The organism is Candidimonas nitroreducens (genome assembly GCF_002209565.1).
In the GTDB taxonomy this organism is placed as follows: Bacteria; Pseudomonadota; Gammaproteobacteria; order Burkholderiales; family Burkholderiaceae_B; genus Candidimonas; species Candidimonas nitroreducens.
Genome location: NZ_NJIH01000010.1, coordinates 130,675 through 152,978, shown reverse-complemented (window position 1 = coordinate 152,978; position 22,304 = coordinate 130,675). Strand labels below are relative to the sequence as shown.

General features: G+C 62.7%; 19 protein-coding genes, 1 tRNA gene and 2 pseudogenes. 8 read left to right on the top strand and 14 right to left on the bottom strand.

The features are described 5' to 3' along the window. Nucleotides 1–110 precede the first annotated feature (110 nt). Complete coding sequence (locus tag CEY11_RS18055; protein ID WP_088604803.1) at nt 111–1,805, top strand: AMP-binding protein; 1,695 nt, start codon at nt 111–113, stop codon at nt 1,803–1,805. A 260-nt stretch (nt 1,806–2,065) separates the two neighbouring features. Here CEY11_RS18055 and CEY11_RS18050 read toward each other — a convergent pair whose 3' ends face one another. After that, complete coding sequence (locus CEY11_RS18050) at nt 2,066–2,899, bottom strand: Smr/MutS family protein (protein WP_088604802.1); 834 nt, start codon at nt 2,897–2,899, stop codon at nt 2,066–2,068. Continuing rightward, a complete protein-coding gene (gene trxB / locus CEY11_RS18045; RefSeq protein ID WP_088604801.1) occupies nt 2,886–3,845 on the bottom strand; it encodes a thioredoxin-disulfide reductase in 960 nt (319 codons plus the stop codon). Before trxB ends, CEY11_RS18050 begins: the two co-directional genes overlap by 14 nt. Before the next feature lie 44 nt (nt 3,846–3,889). Between trxB and CEY11_RS18040 the strand changes: the two genes are divergently transcribed. From CEY11_RS18040 to CEY11_RS18030, 3 genes are all read left to right on the top strand, one after another. Next, entirely contained in the window at nt 3,890–6,250 is a 2,361-nt protein-coding gene (locus CEY11_RS18040; RefSeq protein WP_088604800.1) for a DNA translocase FtsK, read from the top strand. Next, nucleotides 6,240–6,869, top strand: coding sequence for an outer membrane lipoprotein chaperone LolA (gene lolA / locus CEY11_RS18035; RefSeq protein WP_088604799.1), 630 nt, complete (start codon nt 6,240–6,242; stop codon nt 6,867–6,869). The genes CEY11_RS18040 and lolA overlap by 11 nt, the downstream gene beginning before the upstream one ends. Before the next feature lie 81 nt (nt 6,870–6,950). Continuing rightward, the gene (locus tag CEY11_RS18030; RefSeq protein ID WP_088604798.1) at nt 6,951–8,255 is read left to right on the top strand and encodes a replication-associated recombination protein A; all 1,305 of its coding nucleotides are present in this window, start codon (nt 6,951–6,953) and stop codon (nt 8,253–8,255) included. 30 nt (nt 8,256–8,285) lie between these two features. Here CEY11_RS18030 and CEY11_RS18025 read toward each other — a convergent pair whose 3' ends face one another. The 3 genes from CEY11_RS18025 to CEY11_RS18015 all read right to left on the bottom strand — a co-directional run bounded on the left by CEY11_RS18025 (nt 8,286) and on the right by CEY11_RS18015 (nt 11,056). Beyond that, on the bottom strand, nt 8,286–9,089 hold the full coding sequence (locus tag CEY11_RS18025; protein WP_158215366.1) for an HpcH/HpaI aldolase family protein: 804 nt from the start codon (nt 9,087–9,089) through the stop codon (nt 8,286–8,288). 91 nt (nt 9,090–9,180) lie between these two features. After that, nucleotides 9,181–10,158 carry a Bug family tripartite tricarboxylate transporter substrate binding protein gene (locus tag CEY11_RS18020; RefSeq protein ID WP_088604796.1) on the bottom strand — a complete coding sequence of 326 codons (978 nt, stop codon included), beginning with the start codon at nt 10,156–10,158 and terminating at the stop codon, nt 9,181–9,183. A gap of 13 nt (nt 10,159–10,171) precedes the next feature. Beyond that, nucleotides 10,172–11,056, bottom strand: coding sequence for a TauD/TfdA dioxygenase family protein (locus CEY11_RS18015; protein ID WP_088604795.1), 885 nt, complete (start codon nt 11,054–11,056; stop codon nt 10,172–10,174). A 98-nt stretch (nt 11,057–11,154) separates the two neighbouring features. On the opposite strand from CEY11_RS18015, the gene CEY11_RS18010 reads away from it, so the two are divergent. Both CEY11_RS18010 and serS read left to right on the top strand, forming a co-directional pair. Next, nucleotides 11,155–11,937 carry an IclR family transcriptional regulator domain-containing protein gene (locus tag CEY11_RS18010; RefSeq protein ID WP_088604794.1) on the top strand — a complete coding sequence of 261 codons (783 nt, stop codon included), beginning with the start codon at nt 11,155–11,157 and terminating at the stop codon, nt 11,935–11,937. A 330-nt stretch (nt 11,938–12,267) separates the two neighbouring features. Then, the gene (serS, locus tag CEY11_RS18005; protein WP_088604793.1) at nt 12,268–13,614 is read left to right on the top strand and encodes a serine--tRNA ligase; all 1,347 of its coding nucleotides are present in this window, start codon (nt 12,268–12,270) and stop codon (nt 13,612–13,614) included. Between the two features lie 349 nt (nt 13,615–13,963). Here the strand turns inward: serS and CEY11_RS18000 are convergent, their stop codons facing one another. The 9 genes and pseudogenes from CEY11_RS18000 to CEY11_RS17960 form a co-directional block, all read right to left on the bottom strand. Beyond that, a complete protein-coding gene (locus tag CEY11_RS18000; RefSeq protein WP_088604792.1) occupies nt 13,964–14,281 on the bottom strand; it encodes a virulence factor in 318 nt (105 codons plus the stop codon). A gap of 322 nt (nt 14,282–14,603) precedes the next feature. Further along, nucleotides 14,604–15,002 (bottom strand): annotated as a pseudogene (locus CEY11_RS26170) (DUF3761 domain-containing protein); the annotation flags it as partial. Between the two features lie 711 nt (nt 15,003–15,713). Then, entirely contained in the window at nt 15,714–16,679 is a 966-nt protein-coding gene (locus CEY11_RS17990) for a hypothetical protein (protein WP_233154951.1), read from the bottom strand. A gap of 38 nt (nt 16,680–16,717) precedes the next feature. Next, a complete protein-coding gene (locus tag CEY11_RS17985) occupies nt 16,718–17,569 on the bottom strand; it encodes an enoyl-CoA hydratase/isomerase family protein (protein ID WP_158215365.1) in 852 nt (283 codons plus the stop codon). Then, a complete protein-coding gene (locus CEY11_RS17980; protein ID WP_088604790.1) occupies nt 17,566–18,729 on the bottom strand; it encodes a CaiB/BaiF CoA transferase family protein in 1,164 nt (387 codons plus the stop codon). The genes CEY11_RS17985 and CEY11_RS17980 overlap by 4 nt, the downstream gene beginning before the upstream one ends. Before the next feature lie 81 nt (nt 18,730–18,810). Further along, a complete protein-coding gene (locus CEY11_RS17975) occupies nt 18,811–19,380 on the bottom strand; it encodes a cysteine dioxygenase family protein (protein WP_088604789.1) in 570 nt (189 codons plus the stop codon). 234 nt (nt 19,381–19,614) lie between these two features. Beyond that, a pseudogene (locus tag CEY11_RS17970) lies at nt 19,615–19,806 on the bottom strand (IS110 family transposase); the annotation flags it as partial. Between the two features lie 244 nt (nt 19,807–20,050). Continuing rightward, entirely contained in the window at nt 20,051–20,266 is a 216-nt protein-coding gene (locus CEY11_RS17965) for a hypothetical protein (protein WP_088604788.1), read from the bottom strand. 284 nt (nt 20,267–20,550) lie between these two features. Then, nucleotides 20,551–20,769: a hypothetical protein gene (locus CEY11_RS17960; protein ID WP_088604787.1), complete on the bottom strand. Its 219-nt coding sequence runs from the start codon at nt 20,767–20,769 to the stop codon at nt 20,551–20,553. Nucleotides 20,770–21,135: 366 nt separating this feature from the next. On the opposite strand from CEY11_RS17960, the gene CEY11_RS17955 reads away from it, so the two are divergent. Beyond that, nucleotides 21,136–21,226: transfer RNA gene (locus tag CEY11_RS17955), tRNA-Ser, on the top strand. 234 nt (nt 21,227–21,460) lie between these two features. Continuing rightward, entirely contained in the window at nt 21,461–22,243 is a 783-nt protein-coding gene (locus CEY11_RS17950) for a 3-hydroxybutyrate dehydrogenase (RefSeq protein WP_088604786.1), read from the top strand. Nucleotides 22,244–22,304: the final 61 nt, after the last annotated feature.

Below are 22,304 nucleotides of genomic sequence, written 5' to 3'. Positions count from 1 at the left end.
TTGAACCTGCCCCGGCCGCGCCGTAAGGCCTGTTTAAGAATCGGGGCGCATAATCTTCTACTATCACAACAAGCCCGCGGCGTTTCGATCGCGGCCCAAGGAGACATGCTATGACTACGCCCAGCCTCGTCACCGGCGCCACCGAGCCGCAACTGCGCACCGAAACCATCGGCCAGGCCCTGGAACATGCCGCCCGCACCTGGCCCGAACAAGAAGCCCTGGTTTCGGTGCATCAGGGCGTACGCCTGACTTACATCCAGCTGAATGAACTTGCCGACCGCATCGGTGCGGGCCTGCTGGCGCTGGGGCTCAAGCGCGGCGACCGCGTGGGCATCTGGTCGCCCAACAAGGCCGAGTGGGCGCTGATCCAGTTCGCCACCGCCAAGGCCGGCATGATCCTGGTCAATATCAACCCCGCCTACCGCAGCACCGAACTCGAGTACACGCTGAACAAGGTGCAGATCAGTGCGCTGGTCGCGGCCGAGAGCTTCAAGACCAGTGACTACGTTTCCATCGTCGAGACACTGCTGCCCGAGGTCGCCGGCCATAGTGGCCCGCTGCAGGCCGCCGCCGCGCCGCATTTGCGGCACCTGATCAAAATAGGGGGCGTTGCGCGCCCCGGCTGGCGCCAGTTCGATGAGCTGGCATCGCTCGGCACACCGGCCCACGCGGACGAGCTGGCTCGGCTGGGCGCGGCGCTGAGCTGCCAGGATCCCATCAATATCCAGTTCACCAGCGGCACCACCGGCCTGCCCAAGGGCGCCACCCTGTCACATCACAATATCTTGAACAACGGCTTCTTCGTCGGCGAGTGCGTGGGCCTGAAGCCCGGCGACCGGCTGTGCATACCGGTGCCGCTGTATCACTGCTTCGGCATGGTCATGGGCAACCTGGGCTGCCTGACGCACGGCTCGGCCATGGTGTACCCGTCTGACGCCTTCGATCCGCTTGCGGTGCTGCGCTGCATAGCGGCCGAGCGCTGCACCGGCCTGTATGGCGTGCCCACCATGTTCATCGCCGAACTCACGCATCCCGAATTCGCCAGCTTCGACCTGTCCAGCCTGCGTACCGGCTGCATGGCCGGCTCGCCGTGCCCGGTGGACATCATGACCCAGGTCATCGAAACCATGCACATGCGCGACGTGACCATCGCCTATGGCATGACCGAGACCAGCCCGGTCAGCTTCCAGACCGCTGGCGACGACGACCTGCAAAGCCGCGTCTCGACCATAGGCCGGGTACAGCCGCACCTGCAGTGCAAGGTCATCGATGCCGATGGCAATGTCGTGCCGCGCGGCACTCCCGGCGAGCTGTGCACCAAGGGTTACGCCGTGATGCTCGGCTACTGGGGCGACGAACGCAAGACCGCCGAGGCCATCGACGCCGACGGCTGGATGCACACCGGCGATCTGGTGGTCATAGACGAGCGCGGCTACGGCAATGTGGTGGGCCGCCTGAAAGACATGGTGATCCGCGGCGGCGAGAACATCTATCCGCGCGAGATCGAAGAATTCCTGTACAAGCATCCGGCCGTCAAGGACGTATCCGTGGTCGGCGTGCCCGACAGCAAGTTCGGCGAAGAACTTTGCGCCTGGGTCATACTCAGGCCCGGCCAGGATCCTGCCTCCGTTACGCAGGAATCGGTGCGCGAGTTCTGCGCCGGCCGCATCGCCCACTACAAGGTGCCGCGCTACGTGCGCTTCGTCGACGAATTTCCGCTGACCGTCACCGGCAAGGTACAGAAATTCGAGATCCGCAAGAAAATGATGGAAGAATTGGGGCTTGCCGAGCAAAAAACCGCCTGAACCAAGCGTATTCCCTAAGTGTGGCGCGCCCGAACTTCGTGCACAATGCCGTGCATGCAGGTGAGGAGACACAGCCCTATACGGGCAAGGCCGGTATCCGGCGTATAAAAAACAAAAAGCAGTTTCCAATAAAAACAACAAGACGAAAGCCGACGGTATATGCCGTCGGCTTTTGTTGTTCGGGCAAGCGCTACTGGCCGGTATGGCTTTCCGCCTTGTCGCAGGTTTATGGCCCACTGGTACCGCGCCTCGCAGCCGTATCAGCTGTCTGTGCCCGCCCGCAGCAGTACTTGCACGGCGCCGCTGCCGCCTTCTTCCTCGCGGCATTCCACGTACGCCTGCACGCAGTCCAGCTGACCCAGCCAGTGCCGCACCGTGGTCTTCAGCACCGGCTCGCCGCGCCGTGAGCCGTGGCCCTTGCCATGGATCACGCAGACGCAACGCACCTGGTGCGTCAGGCACGATTGCAGGAATTGATCCAGGCGCTGGCGTGCCTTTTCCAGGGTGCTGCCGTGCAGATCCAAGGTCGCGCCTATGGCCCATTTGCCGCGCCGCAGGCCCTTGAGCAGATCGGGCCCGCAGCCGGCCCGCAGGAACGACGACGCGTCGCTGGCCGTCGCGGCCGGAACGAAATGGTCGGAAACCGCGGCAGGCGTGGGCACAGGCTGGCCGGCCGCAGCCTCGCGGCGCAGGCGCAGCTCGCGCGCGCTGGCCGTCGGTTTCGGGGGCAGCAGGGCGCGCCGCGTATCCTTGATGGGGGTTACGCCCCTGACGGCTCGCTGAAACAATGCATGATCGTCCGCATCCAAAGGCAGGATTTCGACGGAACCGGCTGCGGATGCCGCGGCAACGCCAGTTTCGGCTTGTGGGCTGGCGCCCTTGCCTGCGGCGCCGGGCGTAGCGCCTTGACCCGTGTCTGTACGGCGGCGCGGCGCGGCCGAGCCGGCCGCCGCGCTGCGCTTCGAGGCGCTCCTGGCCGCGAGCCTGCCTGCGCTGGCCGCGGCATCGGCATCGGCACGAGCCTGTTCTTCCTGGGCCAGTATCCGGCGCAGGCCCTCCAGTCCGCCCTGGTTGCGGCGCTTAGGCTTGCTCATTCTCCAGCCAGCGCTGCGCGTCCAGGGCGGCCATGCAGCCCGTGCCGGCGCTGGTGATGGCCTGGCGGTAGACGTGGTCTTGCACGTCGCCGGCGGCGAACACGCCAGGCACCGAGGTCATGGTGGCCATGCCCTGCAAGCCGCTGCGCGTGACGATGTAGCCGTTTTCCATTTTGAGCTGGCCTTCGAAGATGGCCGTGTTCGGCTTGTGGCCGATGGCGATGAACACGCCGCTGACGGCCAGGTCTTCCGTAGCCTTGGTCATGCTGTCCACCAGGCGCGCGCCGGTCACGCCGGAGTCGTCGCCCAGTACCTCTTGCAGTTCGTGGAACAGCTTCAGGTGCATATTGCCGTCGTTCACCTTGTCCATCAGCTTGTCGACCAGGATGGGCTCGGCGCGGAACTTGTCGCGCCGGTGCACCAGGGTGACCGTGCGGCAGATGTTCGACAGGTACAGGGCTTCCTCGACCGCGGTATTGCCGCCGCCCACCACGATGACATCCTGGTTCTTGTAGAAGAAGCCGTCGCAAGTGGCGCAGCCGGACACGCCGCGCCCCATGAACGCCTGTTCGGTGGGCAGCCCCAGGTACTGGGCCGAAGCCCCGGTGGCGATGATGAGCGCATCGCAGGTGTAGAGGGCGCCGGTGTCGCCGGTCAGCGTGTAGGGGCGCTTGGACAAATCCACACTGACAATGTGGTCGAATACGAATTCCGTGTTGAAGCGCTCGGCGTGGGCCTGGAAGCGCTGCATCAGGTCGGGGCCCTGCACGCCCTGGACGTCGGCCGGCCAGTTGTCGACCTCGGTGGTGGTCATCAGTTGCCCGCCTTGTTCCAGGCCGGTAACCAGCACCGGCGCCAGGTTGGCGCGCGCCGCGTATACCGCCGCGCTGTAGCCGGCCGGGCCCGAGCCCAGTATCAAGAGCTTGGCGTGTTTTGGGGTCGTCATAGCCGCAAATCCGAAAAACTTAAACAGGCAATTATAATGAGTCCATGGCTAGATTACCCGCTACGTCTTCCCGCTCTTCGCGCAACGTGCGCAACGGCCCCTCACCCCTGCAAACCCGGGTTTCGGGGCTCATCCGAGAGGCCCGCTGGATCCTGTTCGCCGCATTGGCCGCCTGGCTGGCCCTGGTGCTGGCTACCTGGCATCCCACCGACCCGGCTTGGTCGCATTCTGTGCACAGCGGCGTCACGCTGAACCGCGGCGGTCATTTCGGCGCTTATGTGTCCGATCTGCTGCTGTTCCTGTTCGGCTATTCCGCCTGGCTTTGGGTGTTGTTGCTGGCCCAGCGCGTGGTGGCCGGCTTCTTCCGGCTCACCAGCACCCTGCTGCCCAAAGACAAGGCCGCCGAACCGCTGCCGCGTGTGCACTGGGAAGTCGGTGTCGGCTTCACGCTGATGTTCATCGGCGCCATGGGCACCGAAGCGCTGCAGATGCGCCAGCTCGGGTCGCATCTGCCGGCCGGCGCCGGCGGCCAGCTGGGCAAGCTGCTGGCGCATGCCCTGGCCACGGCCGTAGGATCCACCGGCTGCACGCTGCTGCTGCTGGTGCTGGTGGCCGTGGGCGCCAGCCTGTTCTTCCGCTTCTCGTGGCTGCATCTGGCCGAGCGCGTCGGCATGGTGGCCGAAAAGGCCGTGCGCGGCCTGTTCGCCTTCAAGGCGGCGCGCGAAGACCGCAAGGTGGGAGAAGTCAAAAGCGCCGAGCGCAACGAAACCGTGGTGGCCCGCCACGAAGAACTGGTGCACGAGCAGCCGGTGCGCATCGAGCCGGCCATCGTCAACATCCCGAAATCGGTGCGGGTCGAAAAAGAAAAGCAGAAAACGCTGTTCACCGCGCCGGCCGAGCCGGGCGCCGCGGGCGATCTGCCGCCCATCAGCCTGCTCGATCCGCCGGTTGAAAACCCCGAGACCGTCACCCCGGAAACCATAGAGTTCACCTCGCGCCTCATTGAAAAGAAGCTGTCCGACTTCGGCGTCAAGGTCGTGGTGGTGGCGGCCCAGGCCGGGCCGGTCATCACGCGCTACGAAATCGAACCCGCCACCGGCGTGAAGGGCAGCCAGATCGTCAACCTGGCCAAAGACCTGGCGCGCGCGCTCAGCTTGGTCAGCATCCGCGTGGTCGAGACCATACCGGGCAAGAACCTGATGGGGCTGGAACTGCCCAACCCGCGCCGCCAGATGGTGCGGCTGTCGGAAATCATCGGTTCGCAGACCTACCACAGCAATGCCTCGCTGCTGACCATGGCGCTGGGCAAGGACATCGCCGGCAACCCGGTGGTGGCCGACCTGGCCAAGATGCCCCACCTGCTGGTGGCCGGCACCACCGGCTCGGGCAAGTCGGTAGGCATCAACGCCATGATCCTGTCGCTGCTGTACAAGGCCGACGCCACCCAGGTCAGGCTCATACTCATAGATCCCAAGATGCTCGAAATGAGCGTCTACGAAGGCATCCCGCACCTGCTGGCGCCCGTGGTCACCGACATGCGCCACGCGGCCAACGCGCTGAACTGGTGCGTGGCCGAAATGGAAAAACGCTATAAGCTCATGAGCAAGATGGGCGTGCGCAACCTGGCCGGCTACAACACCAAGATCCGAGACGCCATCAAGCGCGAAGAGCCCATTCCCAACCCGTTCTCGCTGACCCCCGACGCGCCCGAGCCGCTGGCGACGCTGCCCATGATCGTGGTCGTCATCGACGAGCTGGCCGACCTGATGATGGTGGTGGGCAAGAAGATCGAAGAGCTCATCGCCCGCCTGGCACAGAAGGCGCGGGCCGCCGGCATCCACCTGATACTGGCCACGCAGCGCCCCAGCGTGGACGTGATCACTGGCCTGATCAAGGCCAATATCCCCACGCGCATCGCCTTCCAGGTGTCGTCCAAGATCGACTCGCGCACCATACTCGACCAGATGGGCGCCGAGACCCTGCTGGGCCAGGGCGACATGCTGTACATGCCCCCCGGCACGGGCCTGCCCACCCGGGTGCATGGCGCCTTCGTCAGCGACGACGAGGTGCATCGCGTGGTCGAGTCCATCAAAGAGCAGGGCGAGCCCAATTACGTCGATGGCCTGCTCGAAGGCGCGCTGGAAGGCGAGACCGGCGACGGCGTGGGCTCGGTCACCGGCTTTGCCGATGCCGAATCCGACCCCCTGTACGATCAGGCGGTCAGCGTGGTGCTGAAGAACCGGCGCGCCTCCATTTCGTCGGTGCAGCGCCATTTGCGCATCGGCTACAACCGCGCCGCGCGCCTGCTGGAACAAATGGAGCAGGCCGGCCTGGTCTCGGCCATGCAGTCCAATGGCAACCGCGAGATCCTCGCCCCCGCCGGAGAAGGCTCCAATGCTGAATAAATCGTACCGGCGCCTGCTGGCCGCGGCACTGCTGACGCTGGCGCCCGCGGCGGCCTGGTCGGCCGACGCCGGCACCCAGTTGCGCCAGTTCGTGGCCCAGGTGTCCTCGGCCACCGGCGAATTCACCCAGCAGACCCAGGCCCGCAATGGTCAGAGCAAGCCGCCGCAGTCCGGCCGCTTCTCTTTCCAGCGCCCGGGGCAGTTCCGCTGGCAAGTCGAAAAGCCTTACGCCCAGCTCATCGTGTCCGATGGCAGCACTGTGTATCAGTACGATCCCGATCTGGCCCAGGTCACCGAGCGTGGCGTGGGCAAGGCGGTAGGGGCCTCGCCCGCGGCGATTCTGTTCGGTTCGGGCTCGCTCGACCAGGCCTTTGAGGTCAGCGCGCTGCCCGACAAAGACGGCCTGCAATGGATGCACGCCAAGCCGCGCCAGGCCGACGCGGGCTTTGCCTATGTCGACATCGGCTTCAAGAACGACCTGCCGGCGCGCCTGGAACTGGTCGATTCCTTCGGCCAGACCACGCGCATCGACCTTACGCATATCGTCGCCAACCCCAAGCTGCCGGCCGGCGCTTTCAAATTCGTGCCGCCCAAGGGCACTGACGTCGTCAAGATGTAGTCCGGGCCTGTGGCCCGGGCCGGCCGGGGCCAGCCGCTTCGGCCTCCGGGCCGTGGCGCGAGAACGGAACTCACAGCCATCATGTCCGATCTGTTCAAAGTCGAACCCGCTGCACCCCTGGCCGAAGCCTTGCGCCCACGGACGCTGGACGAGGTAATAGGGCAGCCTCATCTGCTCGGGCCCGGCAAGCCGCTGCGCCTGGCCTTCGAGTCGGGCAAACCCCATTCCATGATCCTGTGGGGCCCGCCGGGCGTAGGCAAGACCACCCTGGCGCGGCTCACCGCCCACGCCTTCGATTGCGAGTTCATCGCCCTGTCGGCGGTGTTCTCGGGCGTCAAGGACATCCGCGCCGCCATGGAGCAGGCCGAGCGCAACCTGGCCATGGGCAAGCGCACCATCCTGTTCGTCGACGAGATCCATCGCTTCAATAAATCGCAGCAGGACGCGCTGCTGCCCTATGCCGAATCGGGCCTGGTGACGCTGATCGGCGCTACCACCGAAAACCCGTCCTTCGAGGTCAATTCGGCGCTGCTGTCGCGCTCCCAGGTCTATGTGCTGCAGCCGCTGGGTGACGACGATTTGCGCCGCCTGCTGGATCGCGCCCGTGCCACCGAACTGGCGCATCTGGATTTCGATGAGGCCGCGGTCGATACCCTGATCGGCTATGCCGACGGCGATGCGCGCCGTTTCCTGAACCTGCTGGAGCAAACCGGCACTGCGGCCGGCGCCTCGGGCACCACGCGCATCACGGCCGAATTCGTCCAGAACGCGCTCACCCTGAACGCCCGCCGCTTCGACAAGGGCGGCGACAACTTTTACGACCAGATCTCGGCCCTGCACAAATCGGTGCGCGGTTCCAACCCCGACGCCGCGCTGTACTGGCTGACCCGCATGCTCGACGGCGGCGCCGACCCGCGCTACCTGTCGCGGCGCATCGTGCGCATGGCCTGGGAAGACATCGGCCTGGCCGACCCGCGCGCCATGCAGCTGGCCAACGACGCGGCCAGCACCTATGAACGCCTGGGTTCGCCCGAGGGCGAACTGGCCCTGGCCCAGGCGGTCATCTACATGGCGGTCGCCGCCAAGAGCAACGCCGGCTACAAAGCCTACAACCAGGCGCGCGCCTTCGTGCGCCAGGACAAATCGCGCGAAGTGCCCGTGCACTTGCGCAACGCCCCCACCAAGCTCATGAAGGAACTGGGCTACGGCCACGAATACCGCTACGCCCACGACGAACCCAACGCCTACGCCGCCGGCGAAACCTACCTGCCCGACGGCATGCCCGAGCCAGGCTGGTACCAGCCCGTACCGCGTGGGCTGGAAATCAAGATAGGCGAAAAGCTGGCTTTCCTGCGCAAGCTGGATGAAGAGGCTGGGAAGAAATAATCATAAAGTCGCTAAAGCCATCGCAGCTCTTCACGTTGCCAAGCGGGCTCTTTTAACGGCAGTAAAGCTATTGCGCAGCTCATCTGCGTGGCGCACCAGCAACCCGGCGTCGGAACCGACTGCAATCATGGCGTAACCTTGATTGAATAGTTCGAGGGCTTCTTGATTGTTGTAGTTCAGGATTCCGGCTGCTTTGCCGGTTGACTGAATCAGAGCCAAGGCTTCTTGAATGGCCGATTTGACGGCAGAATGGCTTGTCTGCCCATATAAGCCCATGTTCGCTGCCAGATCGTTGGGGCCGACAAAGATGGCGTCGACCCCGTCCACTGCGCCTATTGCGGGTATGTTGGCTATTGCCTCAGGTGTTTCGACCTGAACTATGACGCAAATTTCGTCTGCATAGCGTTTTTGGTAGTCGATGCGTGCGCGGCCATAGCCATTAGCACGCATCGTCCCGTTGACCCCGCGAATTCCATGGGGAGGATAGCGGGTCGAGGATATGACTGCGGCGGCTTCCTCGGCGTTCTGAATGAAAGGCACCATGAATGTGCGCACGCCGCTGTCCAACAGGCGCTTCATGATCGCCGGATCCCGCCAGGGGATCCGTACAACAGGTTCCGATGGGCTGCCGTTTGCAGCGCGCAGCATTTCAATCACTTGCGTGGGGTCATTGCAGGTGTGCTCCATATCGAACAGCATCCAGTCAAAGTCCGCGCCCGACAAAAGCTCGGCACAGTCCGTGCTATACAGGGTGATCCATATACCTACTTGCTTTTCCCCGCGTCGCAGCGACTGCTTGAAGTGGTTCTCTGCAATTTTTTTGTCAGATTTCATGTTCGGTCTGTTATAGGGTTGTGCCGCAATCATGAGGCTGCCTTGAAACCAGCCCCATGGCCCTGATCGAGAACAGCTTCTATAACAGCCATCAGTCGATTTTGACGCCGGTGATTGCCACCATGTGCTTCCAATTCTGGATTTCGGAAATCTGGTACTTCCCCAGCTCAGCGGGAGACTCCGTAGCAATTTGGAGCCCTACCTGCTTTGCGAGTGACTGAACTGCTGGTGTTTTCAGGGCCGCATTGACGGCAGTATTCAGCTTGGCAACCACGTCTGCCGGCGTGTTTTTCGGTGCAAACATTGCGTACCAGGTCAGCAGGCCGCGCTCATCGAAGCCATACTCTCCCGTGGCGGGAATCTGCTCGGCAAATGGCGCCCGATGCTTTGCCGTAACTGCGATAAGGCTGATTCGCCCGGAATCGATCTGCGGGATGGAGGCTCCGGCATTTTCGAATGCATACGAAATGCGGCCACCAATCATGTCGGTCATCAACGAGCCCACATTTTTATAGAGCACGGTTTCAACTTGTATGCCTGAACTCTTCTTCATGAGTTCCACCAATACCCGCGCAGTAGTACTGCTGGCGCCAAAGTTGATTTTGTCCGGCTGCGCCTTGGCCTGTGCAATAATTTCTCCGAACGTTTTCGTCTTTGCTGCTTTGCCGCCGATAACCAGCATGGGCTGCCGTCCGATCAGCGCCACGGGCTGGAAGCTTTTCACGGGATCGTAGGGCAGGTTGCTATATAGGCTGGCGTTTGCCGCCATTGGGCCACTTGTGGCCAGCAGCAACGTGTATCCATCTGGGGCGCTTCTCGCGGCAGACGCTGCGCCTACAATGCCGCCTGCACCCGGCTTGTCCTCGACCACAACCGACTGTCCGAATTTCACCGTCAGCTCTTTGGCCAGCGTACGGGCCAAAGTGTCAGTTCCGGATCCGGCGCCGAATGGAACGATGATGGATATCGGTTTTTCCGGATATTGCGCCTGAGCGTTTGCCGCCAGGCTACAGCACACGGCTGCCAGGCATGTGGAGGCGAATCGTAGGGCTTTGGTGTTCAGTTGCATAGTGGTTTCTCCTTTATTGATCGATGACTGTGGGCCCGATATCCTGGATCGTGGCGCGTCTCATTACTCTTCTGTACTTGGTGTCGTAGTCCCTGCCGCGGTGCATCGTGCATCTGTTGTCCCATATCACGAGGTCGTTTTCCCGCCAGCGGTGGCGATACACGAATGCGGGTTGAGTGGCGAAGGACATGAGCCGATCTATCAGTGCTTTTCCTTCGTCATCGGGTAGTCCGACGATCGATTGGATGTGTGCCGCGAGGTAAATCGATTTGCGGTTGTTGTTGTGAGTTCGCACCAGTACCTGTTTGGCCGGTGGCTGCCTTGATCGCCATTCAGACGGTATGGAACAGATATCGAATCCTGTCAGGCTGCGGGAATGAAAGTAATCGTGCACGGCGACCAAGCCTTCGATGCTGGATTGCATTTCAGGATCCAATTGATCCCACGCCGCCCGCATGTCGGCGAATTCCGTGGCTCCCCCCAATGGCGGAATTTCCTGTGCGGCCAGCATGGATACGCTGGCAGGCACCCGCTTGAATGAACTGTCGGTATGCCACAATTGATTGCTGAGCAGTACCAGCTTTCGCATGTCATCGTTGGACAACAACTTCCCCGACTCATCAATATTCGAGATGTCCGATAACTGGTCGTATTTGAGTCTCCTCGGTTTATTGGCGTTTGCCACATATGATCCGATGGATGTCTCCAATGGGCCGAACACCTCGGCAACGCGCAGGTGCTGTGTTTCGTCCAAGGGTTGGTTTGGTAGGATCAGAACCGCGTATTTGTCTAAGGCCGCTTGTAATTGGCGTGCCAGTTCTGTTGTTAAGTCGGCTTGCAGGTTGACACCGGCAATTTCGGCAACAAAATCCCCGTTTACCGGAGCAATTTCAAACATGAGTGGATTCCTCTCATTCGATCGATTTATAAAGCTACTCGCAAAATTTTCTTTCTGCGAAAATATTTTCGATAGACGAAATTATAGAAAGGTATGGCATGCTTGAAACTAAGGGTTTACCCCAAAGCGATGGCCTTTTTGTAGAGGCTTTTGCGCGCGGATTAGCCGTGATAAAAGTTTTTGGGCGCGGCCGAGAAGAGTTGACCCTGTCCGAGGTAGCGGAAAGTGCCGGCGTCAGCCCGGCCGGAGCTCGCCGTCTGCTACACACGCTTGTGGCATTGGGCTATGCGCGCCATCAAAAGCGCAGGTTCTCCTTGACGCCAGCCATTCTGGACATTGGCTATGCATACCTCGGTTCCCTGACACTACGTGAGGTCGCAATCGCCTATCTAGAGCAGTTTGCCAAGCAATACCAAGAGATTTGCTCATTGTCCGTGCTAGACAGAACTGACATCGTTTTCGTGGCTCGCGCCGAGATCAGTAGCCCTTCTGCTCGACGCATCATTACTGGCGAGCGCTTGCCTGCGCACGCTACATCCACTGGCCATGTCCTGTTGGCGTATGCGGGCGAGGATGAACTGGCGAGATACTTCCAGCATGCCCCATTCGAAAAGTTGACGGACAACACGCTTACTGAAGAACGTCAATTGCGTGGCGCTCTTGCTGACGCCAGACAGCGCGGCTATTCCTTGGCTTGCGAGGAATTCGAGTTGGGTGTTTGCGGGCTGGCTGTGCCGGTTGTGAATCGCGAGGAAAAGGTCGTTGCGGCGCTTACCACCAGCTTGAATATGGCTAAGTACAAGAATGTCGATGTCGTCCAATTGTTCTTGCCCAGGCTTCAGGCGCTGGCGGCTGAGATCGGGAATGGGCTGGCTGTATGAAGAGCTATCGGAGGGCGACTAGATAGCTGCCCCGTTAGGCTATGCAGATGCCTGCATTCAGTCTTCCGGGTGCGGCTTTCTTACAAGCTTTCCCGGAAAGGGCGACGGGGGTCTATGCATGGGCCACGGCCTTCATAGAAGCAAGGCATGGGGTTCCAGCCCCGCCCAGGCCGTCCGTCGAAACCTCCTCTGTATAATTCCATACGCCCTGAGCGGCTCGCGATTCGCCGTGGCTGGCTCCGCTTGCAGCGCATGCATCTGCGCCTGGCTCGCCCTGCCGCTAGGCGGCCTTTTGATTTTTATCGTCACCTCCTTCCCGCTGGATCCACCATGCTAGACCCCAATCAGCTGCGCAAAGACCTGCCCACCGTGGTCGAGCGCCTCGCCCTGCGCGGCCTCGAATTCGATACCGAGCGCTTCAACCGCCTGGAAGCTCGCCGCAAAGCGGTGCAGGTCGAGACTGAAACGCTGCAGGCGCGGCGCAATGCGGTGTCCAAGCTTATCGGCCAGCTCAAGTCCAAGGGTGAGGACGCCAGCAAGGAACTGGCCGAGTCGCAAGCTATCCCGGCGCGGCTGCGCGAGCTGGAGTCGGAGCTGGCCGGCGTGCAGGCCGAGCTGAACGACTGGCTCATGACGCTGCCCAATCTGCCGCATGCCAGTGTGCCGGCCGGCAAGTCCAGTGACGACAACGTCGAAGTGCGCCGCTGGATTCCGCCCGGCGTCGAAGTGGACGGGCAGGGCAACCCGCGCCCGTTCCCTTTTGAAACCCGCGACCATGTCACGTTGGGCGAGCCTTTGGGGCTGGACTTCGAAACTGCGCGCAAGCTGTCGGGCGCGCGCTTCATGATGCTGCGCGGGCCTATGGCCCGCATGCACCGCGCGTTGGCGCAGTTCATGCTGGATCTGCAGACGGGCGAGCACGGCTACACCGAATGCTATACGCCGTACATCGTCAACGGTTCGACGCTGTTCGGCACCGGCCAGCTGCCCAAGTTCAAGGACGATATGTTCTGGGTCACCAAGGGCGGCCAGGATCAGGATCCCGAGCGCGACGAGCAGGGCAATGTGGTGGCCAGCGAAGACCTGTACCTGATTTCCACGTCCGAGATCACGCTGGCCGGCTCGGTGCGCGACACCATCGTGCCGCTGCAGAGCCTGCCGCTGCGCCTGACTGCGCATACCCCGTGCTTCCGTTCCGAGGCGGGCAGCGGCGGGCGCGATGTGCGCGGCATGATCCGCCAGCACCAGTTCGACAAGGTCGAAATGGTGCAGATCGTGCACCCCGACACGTCCTACGACACGCTGGAGCAAATGGTCGGCCACGCCGAGGCCGTGCTGCAAAAGCTGCGCGTGCCGTACCGGGTGGTGCTGCTGTGCAGCGGCGACATGGGTTTCGGTTCGGCCAAGACCTACGACCTGGAAGTCTGGCTGCCGGCGCAGAACACCTGGCGGGAAATCTCGTCGGTGTCCAACTGCGAGGCCTTCCAGGCGCGCCGCATGCAGGCCCGCTACCGCCCCGAAAAAGGCAAGCCCGAATACCTGCATACCCTGAACGGCTCCGGCCTGGCCGTGGGCCGCGCCCTGGTCGCCGTGCTGGAAAACTACCAGCATGCCGACGGCAGTGTCGGCGTGCCCGAGGTGCTGCGACCCTATATGGGCGGGGCAGAGACGCTGTAGCGTCGTCTTGCCGGCGGCGCTACAGCGTCTGCCTAACGGTCATGGCGGGCGCCGCCTCCCCCGAGAATGAAAGGGGCTTCTTTCACATTAAAGCTACAGCGCCTGCTTAAAATCAGTGAACCGGCTCGGACGCCGGCCCGCTGTCGCGCGGGCCGGTGCGGCGGCACGGCTGCCGTGGTGATCTTGCTGCCGGCAGGTTTGCCGCGTTCCCATGAAAAAAGGCCCCGCTCGCCAGCGGGGCCATATGCAGGTAGAGAAGGCCGACAGCCCCTCCGGTGCTACAAAGCCCGGCCGCGTTGGCCGGGGTTAAGTCATTTTGCGTCAGCGACGCTGGCTTGGCAGTACCGGATCAGCGGTGCCAGCCGCGATGGTGAGGATGATGGCCATAATAGCCGCGATAGCCGCGGTAGCCGCGGTATTCCACCACGGGCCTGTAATAAGGGTAAGGGCGCGGCGCCACAATTACCGGGGCGGGCACCACCACGGGTGCCGGGGCGTACACCACGGGAGGCGGGGGCGCAACATAGACGGGCGGCGGCGCGTATACCGGAGCGCCTATGACGATGCCGGGAAGCCCGATGGAAACCCCCACGCTTACATGGGCCATGGCTGCACTCGAGCCGGCCAGTGCCAGGGCGGCCACACCGCTCAGTATCAGTCGTTTCATATCAGCACCTGCTGTATTTGATTCAGTACGTCTATTGTCAAGCATATTGTGCGCGTGAGGTTGGAGCCAATCTTCAAAAGAGCTTCAATTCGCTACACAAGTAGTGTTTTGGCCACGCCGCCTACATATTTCCTTACACCCGCTGATTACAGCGGCGAAACAAATGGGCGAAAACGCTACAGAACGCGGAAAAACCATGGCGTCCATGCGTTCGGGCGCCCGCGACGGCCGGCTGGGATGCCGCAGGGGCCTGCGGAATTTCTGTTCCGCAGGCCTGGGCCGCCATTTCGCGGGCTTGATCGCCGGCTTTCCGTTTCAGGCCTTACGAGCAGGCCTTGCCATGGTCGGGACGCGCGCCCATGGAGCGGGCTTGCGACTCGCTCATGTATTGGCCGGACTTGGTGGTGCCGTACCAGCGATCGCCCTGGCAGTGATAGACCTTGCTGTCGGTGTTGACCCACACCTTGCCGGCGCCGCCGCCGGCAGCCGCGGCATGCGCGGGCTCGGCTCTGCGCATGGCCGGCGCGGCGGCGCCGGTCGATGGAGCCGCGCTGCGGGCCTGCGGAGCGGTCGTGCCGGCTGGGGGCTGAGCCGCGCCTTGCGCACCGTACCATTCCTTGACGCCCTTATGGCCCGAGCAGGCGCCGCGCTTGCTGGCACCGCTGTACGAGGTGCCGTCTTTGCACAGCGCCGTGGCGCCGGCGGCTGGCGCGGCATGGGCCGCGGGCGCTGCCGGAGCCGCAGCGTGGGGCTGGGCCTTGGGCGCGCTTGGAGCGCCGTACCATTCCTTGACCCCTTTGTGGCCCGAGCAGGCGCTGCGTTTGCTGGTGCCGCTGTATGTCGTGCCGTCTTTGCACAAGGCGGTGGCGCCCGGCGCCGGTGCGGCCGAACTGCCCGCGGCGAGAGCAGGGGCGCTCGCCATGCCCAGAGTCAGAGCCAGCGCGCCGGCGGCAAAGGTGCATGCATGCATCAATGTTTTCATGTTTATAAACCTCTTTCCTGTTGATCTTCTTGCTGAAGGTCGATGTGCCCGCAATGGCCACACTGGCAAAAATGTAACGCCGAAAAGTCGCGTTGCCGGGTAGACATGTAAGTGATCGTAGAGGCGTGGGCGCGTGGCGCGCGTATGCGGCTGTCCGGCGGCTTGTGGCAAGCCGCTACATGCCGGCGCGGGTGCCGGGGCAGCAGGGGCGGCCGGGGAGCCGTGCGTCTGGCGAGCGCCTGCGTCGATCCGCTGTGCCCGCGGCATCCGCGAAGAGCGGATCGGGTATGCGTACGCTGCTGTCCATAAGCCTATTAAAAGTATCAAGTGCTTTGGGGCTTTGGCTGGGTTTTTATTGTTCGAGGAAATTATAAGTTGTTAACAATGATACATTTAAATACAAAATGATTTCTTGGCACTGCTGAAAATTGCCGTGCAGGCGGCACGGCGCTAGCTATTTTTTACTACGGCGTAGCGCTGCTGTTTGGCCGACCAACGGAAAACACGATGCCACTTGCCCGATCGCTGCTGCAGGCGCAAGTCGTGAAATCCGTGGCTCGTACCCTTCAGTACGGACAGCACATTGCTGGCGTCGGTTTCTATATGGTCGCGGGTTCCATCCTTGTGCCACTCGCCCGCCAGCATTTTCGTGTACATCATGGGCTGCGCGAAAACCACATGCAGCTTGGTGTCGTCCATCTGGAACAGATACAGGGCTTCGAACGTAGCGCCGCCCCCGGCGTAGCCTTCAGACCAGCCGGCGCGCACGCCGAAGGCATAGTCTTGGCCGTGCAAGCGGTAGGCGGCGAAATCGAAGCGCAGCCAGTTTTGCGGCACGCCTTCGGCTGCGCCGGTTTGCGGGTTATTGCCGATGCTCTGCGGTGTGTCGATATTGGTATCGCCCCAATCGACCGGCGTGTCGACCGGAGCCTCGGTGCGCGCGACCAGGCGCGGCTTACCTTGGGGATCGCGTGTGTACACGCCCAGCCAGACATCGTGAGGCGTGATGTCGTCGCCACTGCACGAGCTGGGGTCGTAGCGCAGTTCCGCCTTGGCCTGGTCGGGCGAGGTGGCCAGGCACACGATGGCCACATATGCCTGCGGCTGTTGCGGCCAGGGCTTGGCGCCCGCAAGGGTCAGGCGTTTCGGGTCTTGCCCCGGCGCCAGCTGCGCGAGCAGCATTTCTTTGGTAAAGCCCTGCGGCAGCTGTGTGCCGAACCCGTCGGGCAGCGGTGCGCCGTTGATCTGCTGGTCGAAAGTGGCGCGGCCTTCCGGGCTTTTGATCGCCCCGCGCACCTGATCCAGCGAGTGCACGGTGACGGCGCCAGCGGAGGAGTAGAGGCTTGCACACAAGGGCAGGCACAGCGCCAGGGCCGTGACGTGAAGGGAGTGGGGATGCTTGCTGTCTCGATTCATGTGCCCGGTTCCTTGGCGCTTGCGCTTGTTGCGATACTTTAACCCCTTGTTTGCGCCACCTTCGCCAGTTGTGCCTGCCGGTATTGCACGATGCGGTTCTTCAGCCCCGGCTCCGCGGCCGAGCGCACCAGGGCGAGCAGGTCGGCATCGCCATGGGTATCGGCCAGGGCTGCGGCGCGCAGGGCGGCCACGGTGGCGCGCGGCGTGGCGGGCGGCCGGGTCAGGGTGGCCAGCAGGGCTTCGGCTTCTTCCGGCGTTGCCGCCAGATGGCTGGCCAGCCCGGCCTGCAAGGCCTGCGCGGCATCCAGCACTGTTCCTTCGCAAGTCAGGTCGTGGGTGCGCTGCATGCCCACGCGCACGGCCAGGCGCCGGGTGCCCAGCACCAGGCCAAAGCCGGCGCCCGGGAAGGCGTAGCGGCTGCCCTGCACGGCCAGCCGCAGGTCGCAGGCGGCGAACAGGTCGGCGCCCGCTCCCCAGGCGCGGCCGGCGCACAGCGCGACGGTGCGCAGGGGGGCGCGCCAGATGGCATCCAGCAGCATTTCGATGCGCACGAAGCGGGCCAGCAGGTCGCCATCGCTTTGTGCTTCCAGATTGCCCAGGTCGAAGCCAGTGCAGAAGTGCCGGCTGCGCGAGCGCAGCAGCAGCGTATGCACGGAAGTGTCGGCGCTTGCGGCCTGTACCAGCGCCTGCAGGGTTTCGACCATGGGTGCCGATAAAGCGTTGCCGCGCTCGTCGAGTTCGAGCCAGAGCGTGGCCACGCCGTCGGCGCTATGCAGCCGCGCGGGGGCGCTGGACGCGTCGCTTGCGGCCGGCGCCCGGGCCTGTCCGGCCGGTGCTTGCGCTGCCCGGGGTGATCCGGCTTGGGGCAGTGCCTGCTGCTCTGGTGTCATCGCGCTTCCTTCCATGCCGTGGCCGCTTTCAGGGCTTGTGTGTGCTGGCCCAGTTCGGGCAGATCCAGGCTTACTTGTACCGGTTCGCCATTCACCCAGACCGGGTTGCCCACCGTGCGCGTCTGGTGGCCGCCGGGCAAGGTCAGCGGCAGGGTCAGCTGCAGGTGGCGCGCCTGGGGGTCGGCCAGCGCATCGTCGTAGCCGTTGATCAGGGCGCAGGGTACGCCCGCTGCGCGGAATTCGTCCAGTAGCGGCCCGGTGTCGCGTTGCGCGAATAGCGGGTCTAGCATGCTCTTGATCTCGGCCTGGTGCGCGGCCCGCAGCGAATTCGAGCCGTAGCGCTCTTGGCCCGCCCACTCGGGATGCCCGACCACCTGGCACACCGAGGCCCACAGCTTGTTATTGCCCGCGGCGATGGCGAACCAGCCGTCGCGCGCCCGGTAGGCCTGATAGGGCGCATTGCGCGGATGCGCCGAGCCCAGTTTGCGCGGGTTGCGGCCGGTGCCGAAGTATTCGCTGGTCTGCAGCGCGGCGATCGCCAGCGTGGTGCTGAACATGGGCACGTCGATGTGGCCCCCCAGGCCGCCGGCGCGCACCCGCGCCAGCATTGCCGCGATCGAGAACGCGCCATACAGCCCGGCGGTGAAGTCCGACACGGGTACGCCGCACTTGACCGGCGCGCCGTCGGGCTCGCCGGTTACGCTCATCACGCCCGCCGCGGCCTGTATGGTCAGGTCGAAGCCGCCCTCTGCGGAGCGCGGCCCCGTCTGGCCGTAGGCGGAAATCGAGCAATACACCAGTTCGGGCTTGCGCTCTTTGAACCAGCTCCAGCCCAGGCCCAGCCGCTCCATGACGCCGGGCCGGTTGTTTTCCACCAGCACGTCGGCTTCGAGCACCAGCCTGCGCGCCAGATCGCGGTCGGCCTCGTTCTTCAGATCCAGGCAGGCCGATCGCTTGCCGCGGTTCAGGGATGCGAAGTTCTCGCTGTAGCCTTGCTGGATGGGAGGCCATTGGCGCAGCCCGTCGCCTTGCGGCGGTTCTATCTTCACGACGTCTGCGCCGTAGTCGGCCAGCAGCATGCCGCAGAACGGCCCCGCCGCGATCTGGCAAAACTCGACGACCCGTACGCCGCCGAGCAGCGTTTGTTTGTTTACATCCATGGACTGATTCCGTTGCTGGTTCTGGCTAGCGAGGCAATATGCCCGCTTCGCCCGGTTGTGGAAAGCTGGAGGCCAGTGGTGTCAGGCCCAGAAATTGGGCAGCACCTCCGACGAAAAGCCTGATATGAATTCTTTGACGGCTCCGGTGCCGGGATCGAAGACGTGGCGCCGCACCTTGCCTATGTTTGCGCCATAGACGTGGATGCTGATCGAGGCCTGATCCGCCAGCGCATTGTTGACCACGTGGATGTCGCCGTCTTCGGGCAGCAGGCATTCGATCTGGCCAGGCTGCAGCGTGGCGCTGGCGCCGGCGCGCAGCACCTGCCCGTCGCGCGCATAGCGGGTCGAGGTTTCGGATCCGCGCAGCATGCCTACCAGGCCCCATACCATATGGTCGTGCACCGGCGTGCGCTGTCCGGGGCCCCATACGAAGCTGACAATACAGAAGCGTTCTTGCGGGTCGCAGTACAGCAGATATTGCTGATAGAACTGCGGGTGCGGCTGCGCGAACGCTTCGGGCAGCCAGTCGTCATGTGCAACCAGCCGCTCGAGTACGGGCCGCGTCGCATTCATTCTGGCGCGATCGCCGTCGACCGTATCCATGATGCGGGTGGTTTCCTGCACGAAGTCTTTGAGTCTGGACAATGTCATTTCTTCTCCGGATCGGGACGTAGCGGCGAGTGTCGGCCTGTGCTTGCGAGAGGGCTGGCGCGGCCGTGCCAGCCAACCCGGCGGTGAAGGCGCCTTGCCGCTGCTTTGCGCCTTTCCTCGTTCCGCCATCTGGCTCGATTATGTCCTAATATATAAGATATTATTTTGAAATTTGGGATAGCTATATCTTAGATGCCGAGCGCCGGCATTGTCAAGAATCCGGAGGGGGTGCCCCTATGTCGTTTGTCGAGCGTAAGGGGCAGATTGAGATTGGGAAAACGTGCCGTCGCGCAGCATGGCGAACAGGGCATTACAACGTCGCCGAGCCAGCGCGATGAGCGCTTGGTTATGGCGCTTACCCTGCTGGATTTTGCGCGTGTAATAGTCTCTGGAAATTGGATCTCGCAAGATCGCGAAGGCAAAGAGGGTGGGCGAGCATCCGTTGCTCGACTTCGTCAGCGATGCCATCCCGCTGTTTGCGTAGCGCGGCCAGTGCGCATGTGGCCGCACAGATCTCGCATCAGCTGGGGTACGTTGCGTAGCGGTGTAGCTTTTCCGGGCGGCGGCATGGCGGACTTTGGGTCGCCGCAGGCGGGCAGAGCGCGGCGCGCCGCAACGGCTGCGTGCGGCAGCCTTGGGCGCTGTGGCTGCGGCAGGGGCCGCGACGCCGCTAAGAGCCCTGCAGGTGCTCTTGCAGTCTTTTGACCTCGGCGCGCAGCGCCTCGACCTCTTTGATCAGGCCGCTGACCAGCGCAAATCGTTCCACGTGCAGCAGCACGGCGGCATTGGTGTCGATGCCGTGCCGGCGCAGTTCTATCAGCCAGTCTTCTTGTGCCTTGCCGATGCGTTGAAATTGCCGCTGTAGCTCAATTTCCAGATCGTTCATTGGAGGTTCCGTTCTCTCTGAGCGCCGCTATAGCCAGTAGGGTATTGTGTTGTAATCGGTAACGTAGCACTAAATTGGATATTAGTGCCTTATTTGTCAAGAAATATTTGAATTCTACCGATTAAATTGAACTTTTAGGCAATAATCGAACTGAGAGAAAGGGCTTTGATCGGCGCGGAAAGCATGCAGTGATTTGCGAGAAGAGCCGGCCATGGGCAACGATGCCGCAAGGACGCGCCATGCCGGCGTGCCGAATGGCCGTGCAGTTAACTATTTGGGGCGCCTCAGGCTTCGTGCCAGGCGGCGTCTTGCTGGCTTAGCGCGTGAACCTCGGCGCGCAGGCTGCCGATTTCTTCCAGTAACAGGCTCATCAGCGCGAAGCGTTCGACTTGCAGCATGACGAAGGCATTCGTGTCCATGCCGTGGGTCTGCATTTCGTCCATGCACTGCTGGTAGGCACCATTGATTCGATGCAGTTGGTTCTGAATTTTCAGATTGCCCATGTCGCACTCCATCCCCTGTCCGGTGCCTTATGGCGGTGGCCTAATATGGCTGCAGCTGGGGATATTCTACTCAGGTTTGCTCAGATTGGAATCAATTTATATCCGAAAAATGAGTCGATGAAAACGTTTAATAAAGATGTTGTTTTTGTGTCGTTGAGGGGTGCTTTAGCCGAGAATTTGAGGTAAATAAGCACATTTACGGTGCCGGCTTAAGGGTGCGATGGCCACGGGAAAGGCGTTCGAAGCAGGATTTTCTTTTCCTTGCTAGAATAGCGGACTCGTTTTATCGGCCCGTCGTCTTGGCCGCACCCGCGTGGTTCTTTGAAGTACGCTCGCGGCGCGCTGCAAGATGGCCCACGAACATCAGGACAGGTGGCAGAGTGGTCGAATGCGCCGGACTCGAAATCCGGTATACGGTTCTCCCGTATCGTGAGTTCGAATCTCACCCTGTCCGCCATGGTTTCCACAGCATCGTACCGCTCGGCGGCCCGCACACTAGGCGGGCCGCCGTTTTTATTGTGCCGCGCTGCGGTAGCCGGCAGCAATGCGGCAGCCGGCCGGAATATGGGCTTGCCCGCCGGCAATCGCGCCGCCGCGCCCGGCTACAATAGTTCAGCGATCTTCCATAGGTTGTGGGGCGCACCCAAGGCCCGTGGAAAATCTATCCAAGGTTCAAGAAAAGGAACGGATCATGCTGAAAGGTAAAAACGCTGTCGTCACCGGTTCCACCAGTGGTATTGGCCTGGCCATCGCCCGGGCGCTGGCCGCCGAAGGGGCGAATGTGGTGATCAACGGTTTTGGCGATGCGGCGGCCATCGAAAAAGAGCGCGCCGGGCTGGAACACGATTTCAAGGTGCGTGCCTATTACGTGGGCGCGGATCTGTCCAAAGGCCCCGAGACGCGCGCTTTCGTCGAAGACGCGGTCAAGGAGCTGGGCGGCATCGACATCCTGGTCAATAACGCCGGCATTCAGCATACCGACCTGATCGAGGATTTCCCGGTCGAGCGCTGGGACGCGATCATTGCATTGAATCTTTCGGCGGTGTTTCATGGCACGGCGGCGGCCTTGCCGCACATGAAGAAGCAGGGTTGGGGGCGCATCATCAATATCGCTTCGGCGCATGGCCTGGTGGCTTCGTCCTTCAAGTGCGCGTATGTAGCGGCCAAGCACGGTGTGGTGGGCCTGACCAAGGTCACGGCGCTGGAAAATGCCGGCAATGGCGTCACCTGCAATGCCATTTGCCCGGGCTGGGTGCGCACGCCCCTGGTAGAAAAGCAGATCCAGGCGATGGCCAAGGAAAAGGGCATAGACGTCGAGGCGGCCGCCAAGGAAATGCTGTTCGAGAAGCAGCCGTCGCTGCAGTTCGTCACTCCCGAGCAGTTGGGCGGGGCCGCGGTGTTCCTGGCTTCGGACGCGGCCGCACAAATGACGGGTACCACTATGTCGCTGGACGGCGGCTGGACGGCGCGATAAAAAGCCGGATGCGCTTACGCCGCCCTTTGCCGGGCCGCCCGCCTGGGCGTGCCGCCGGGTT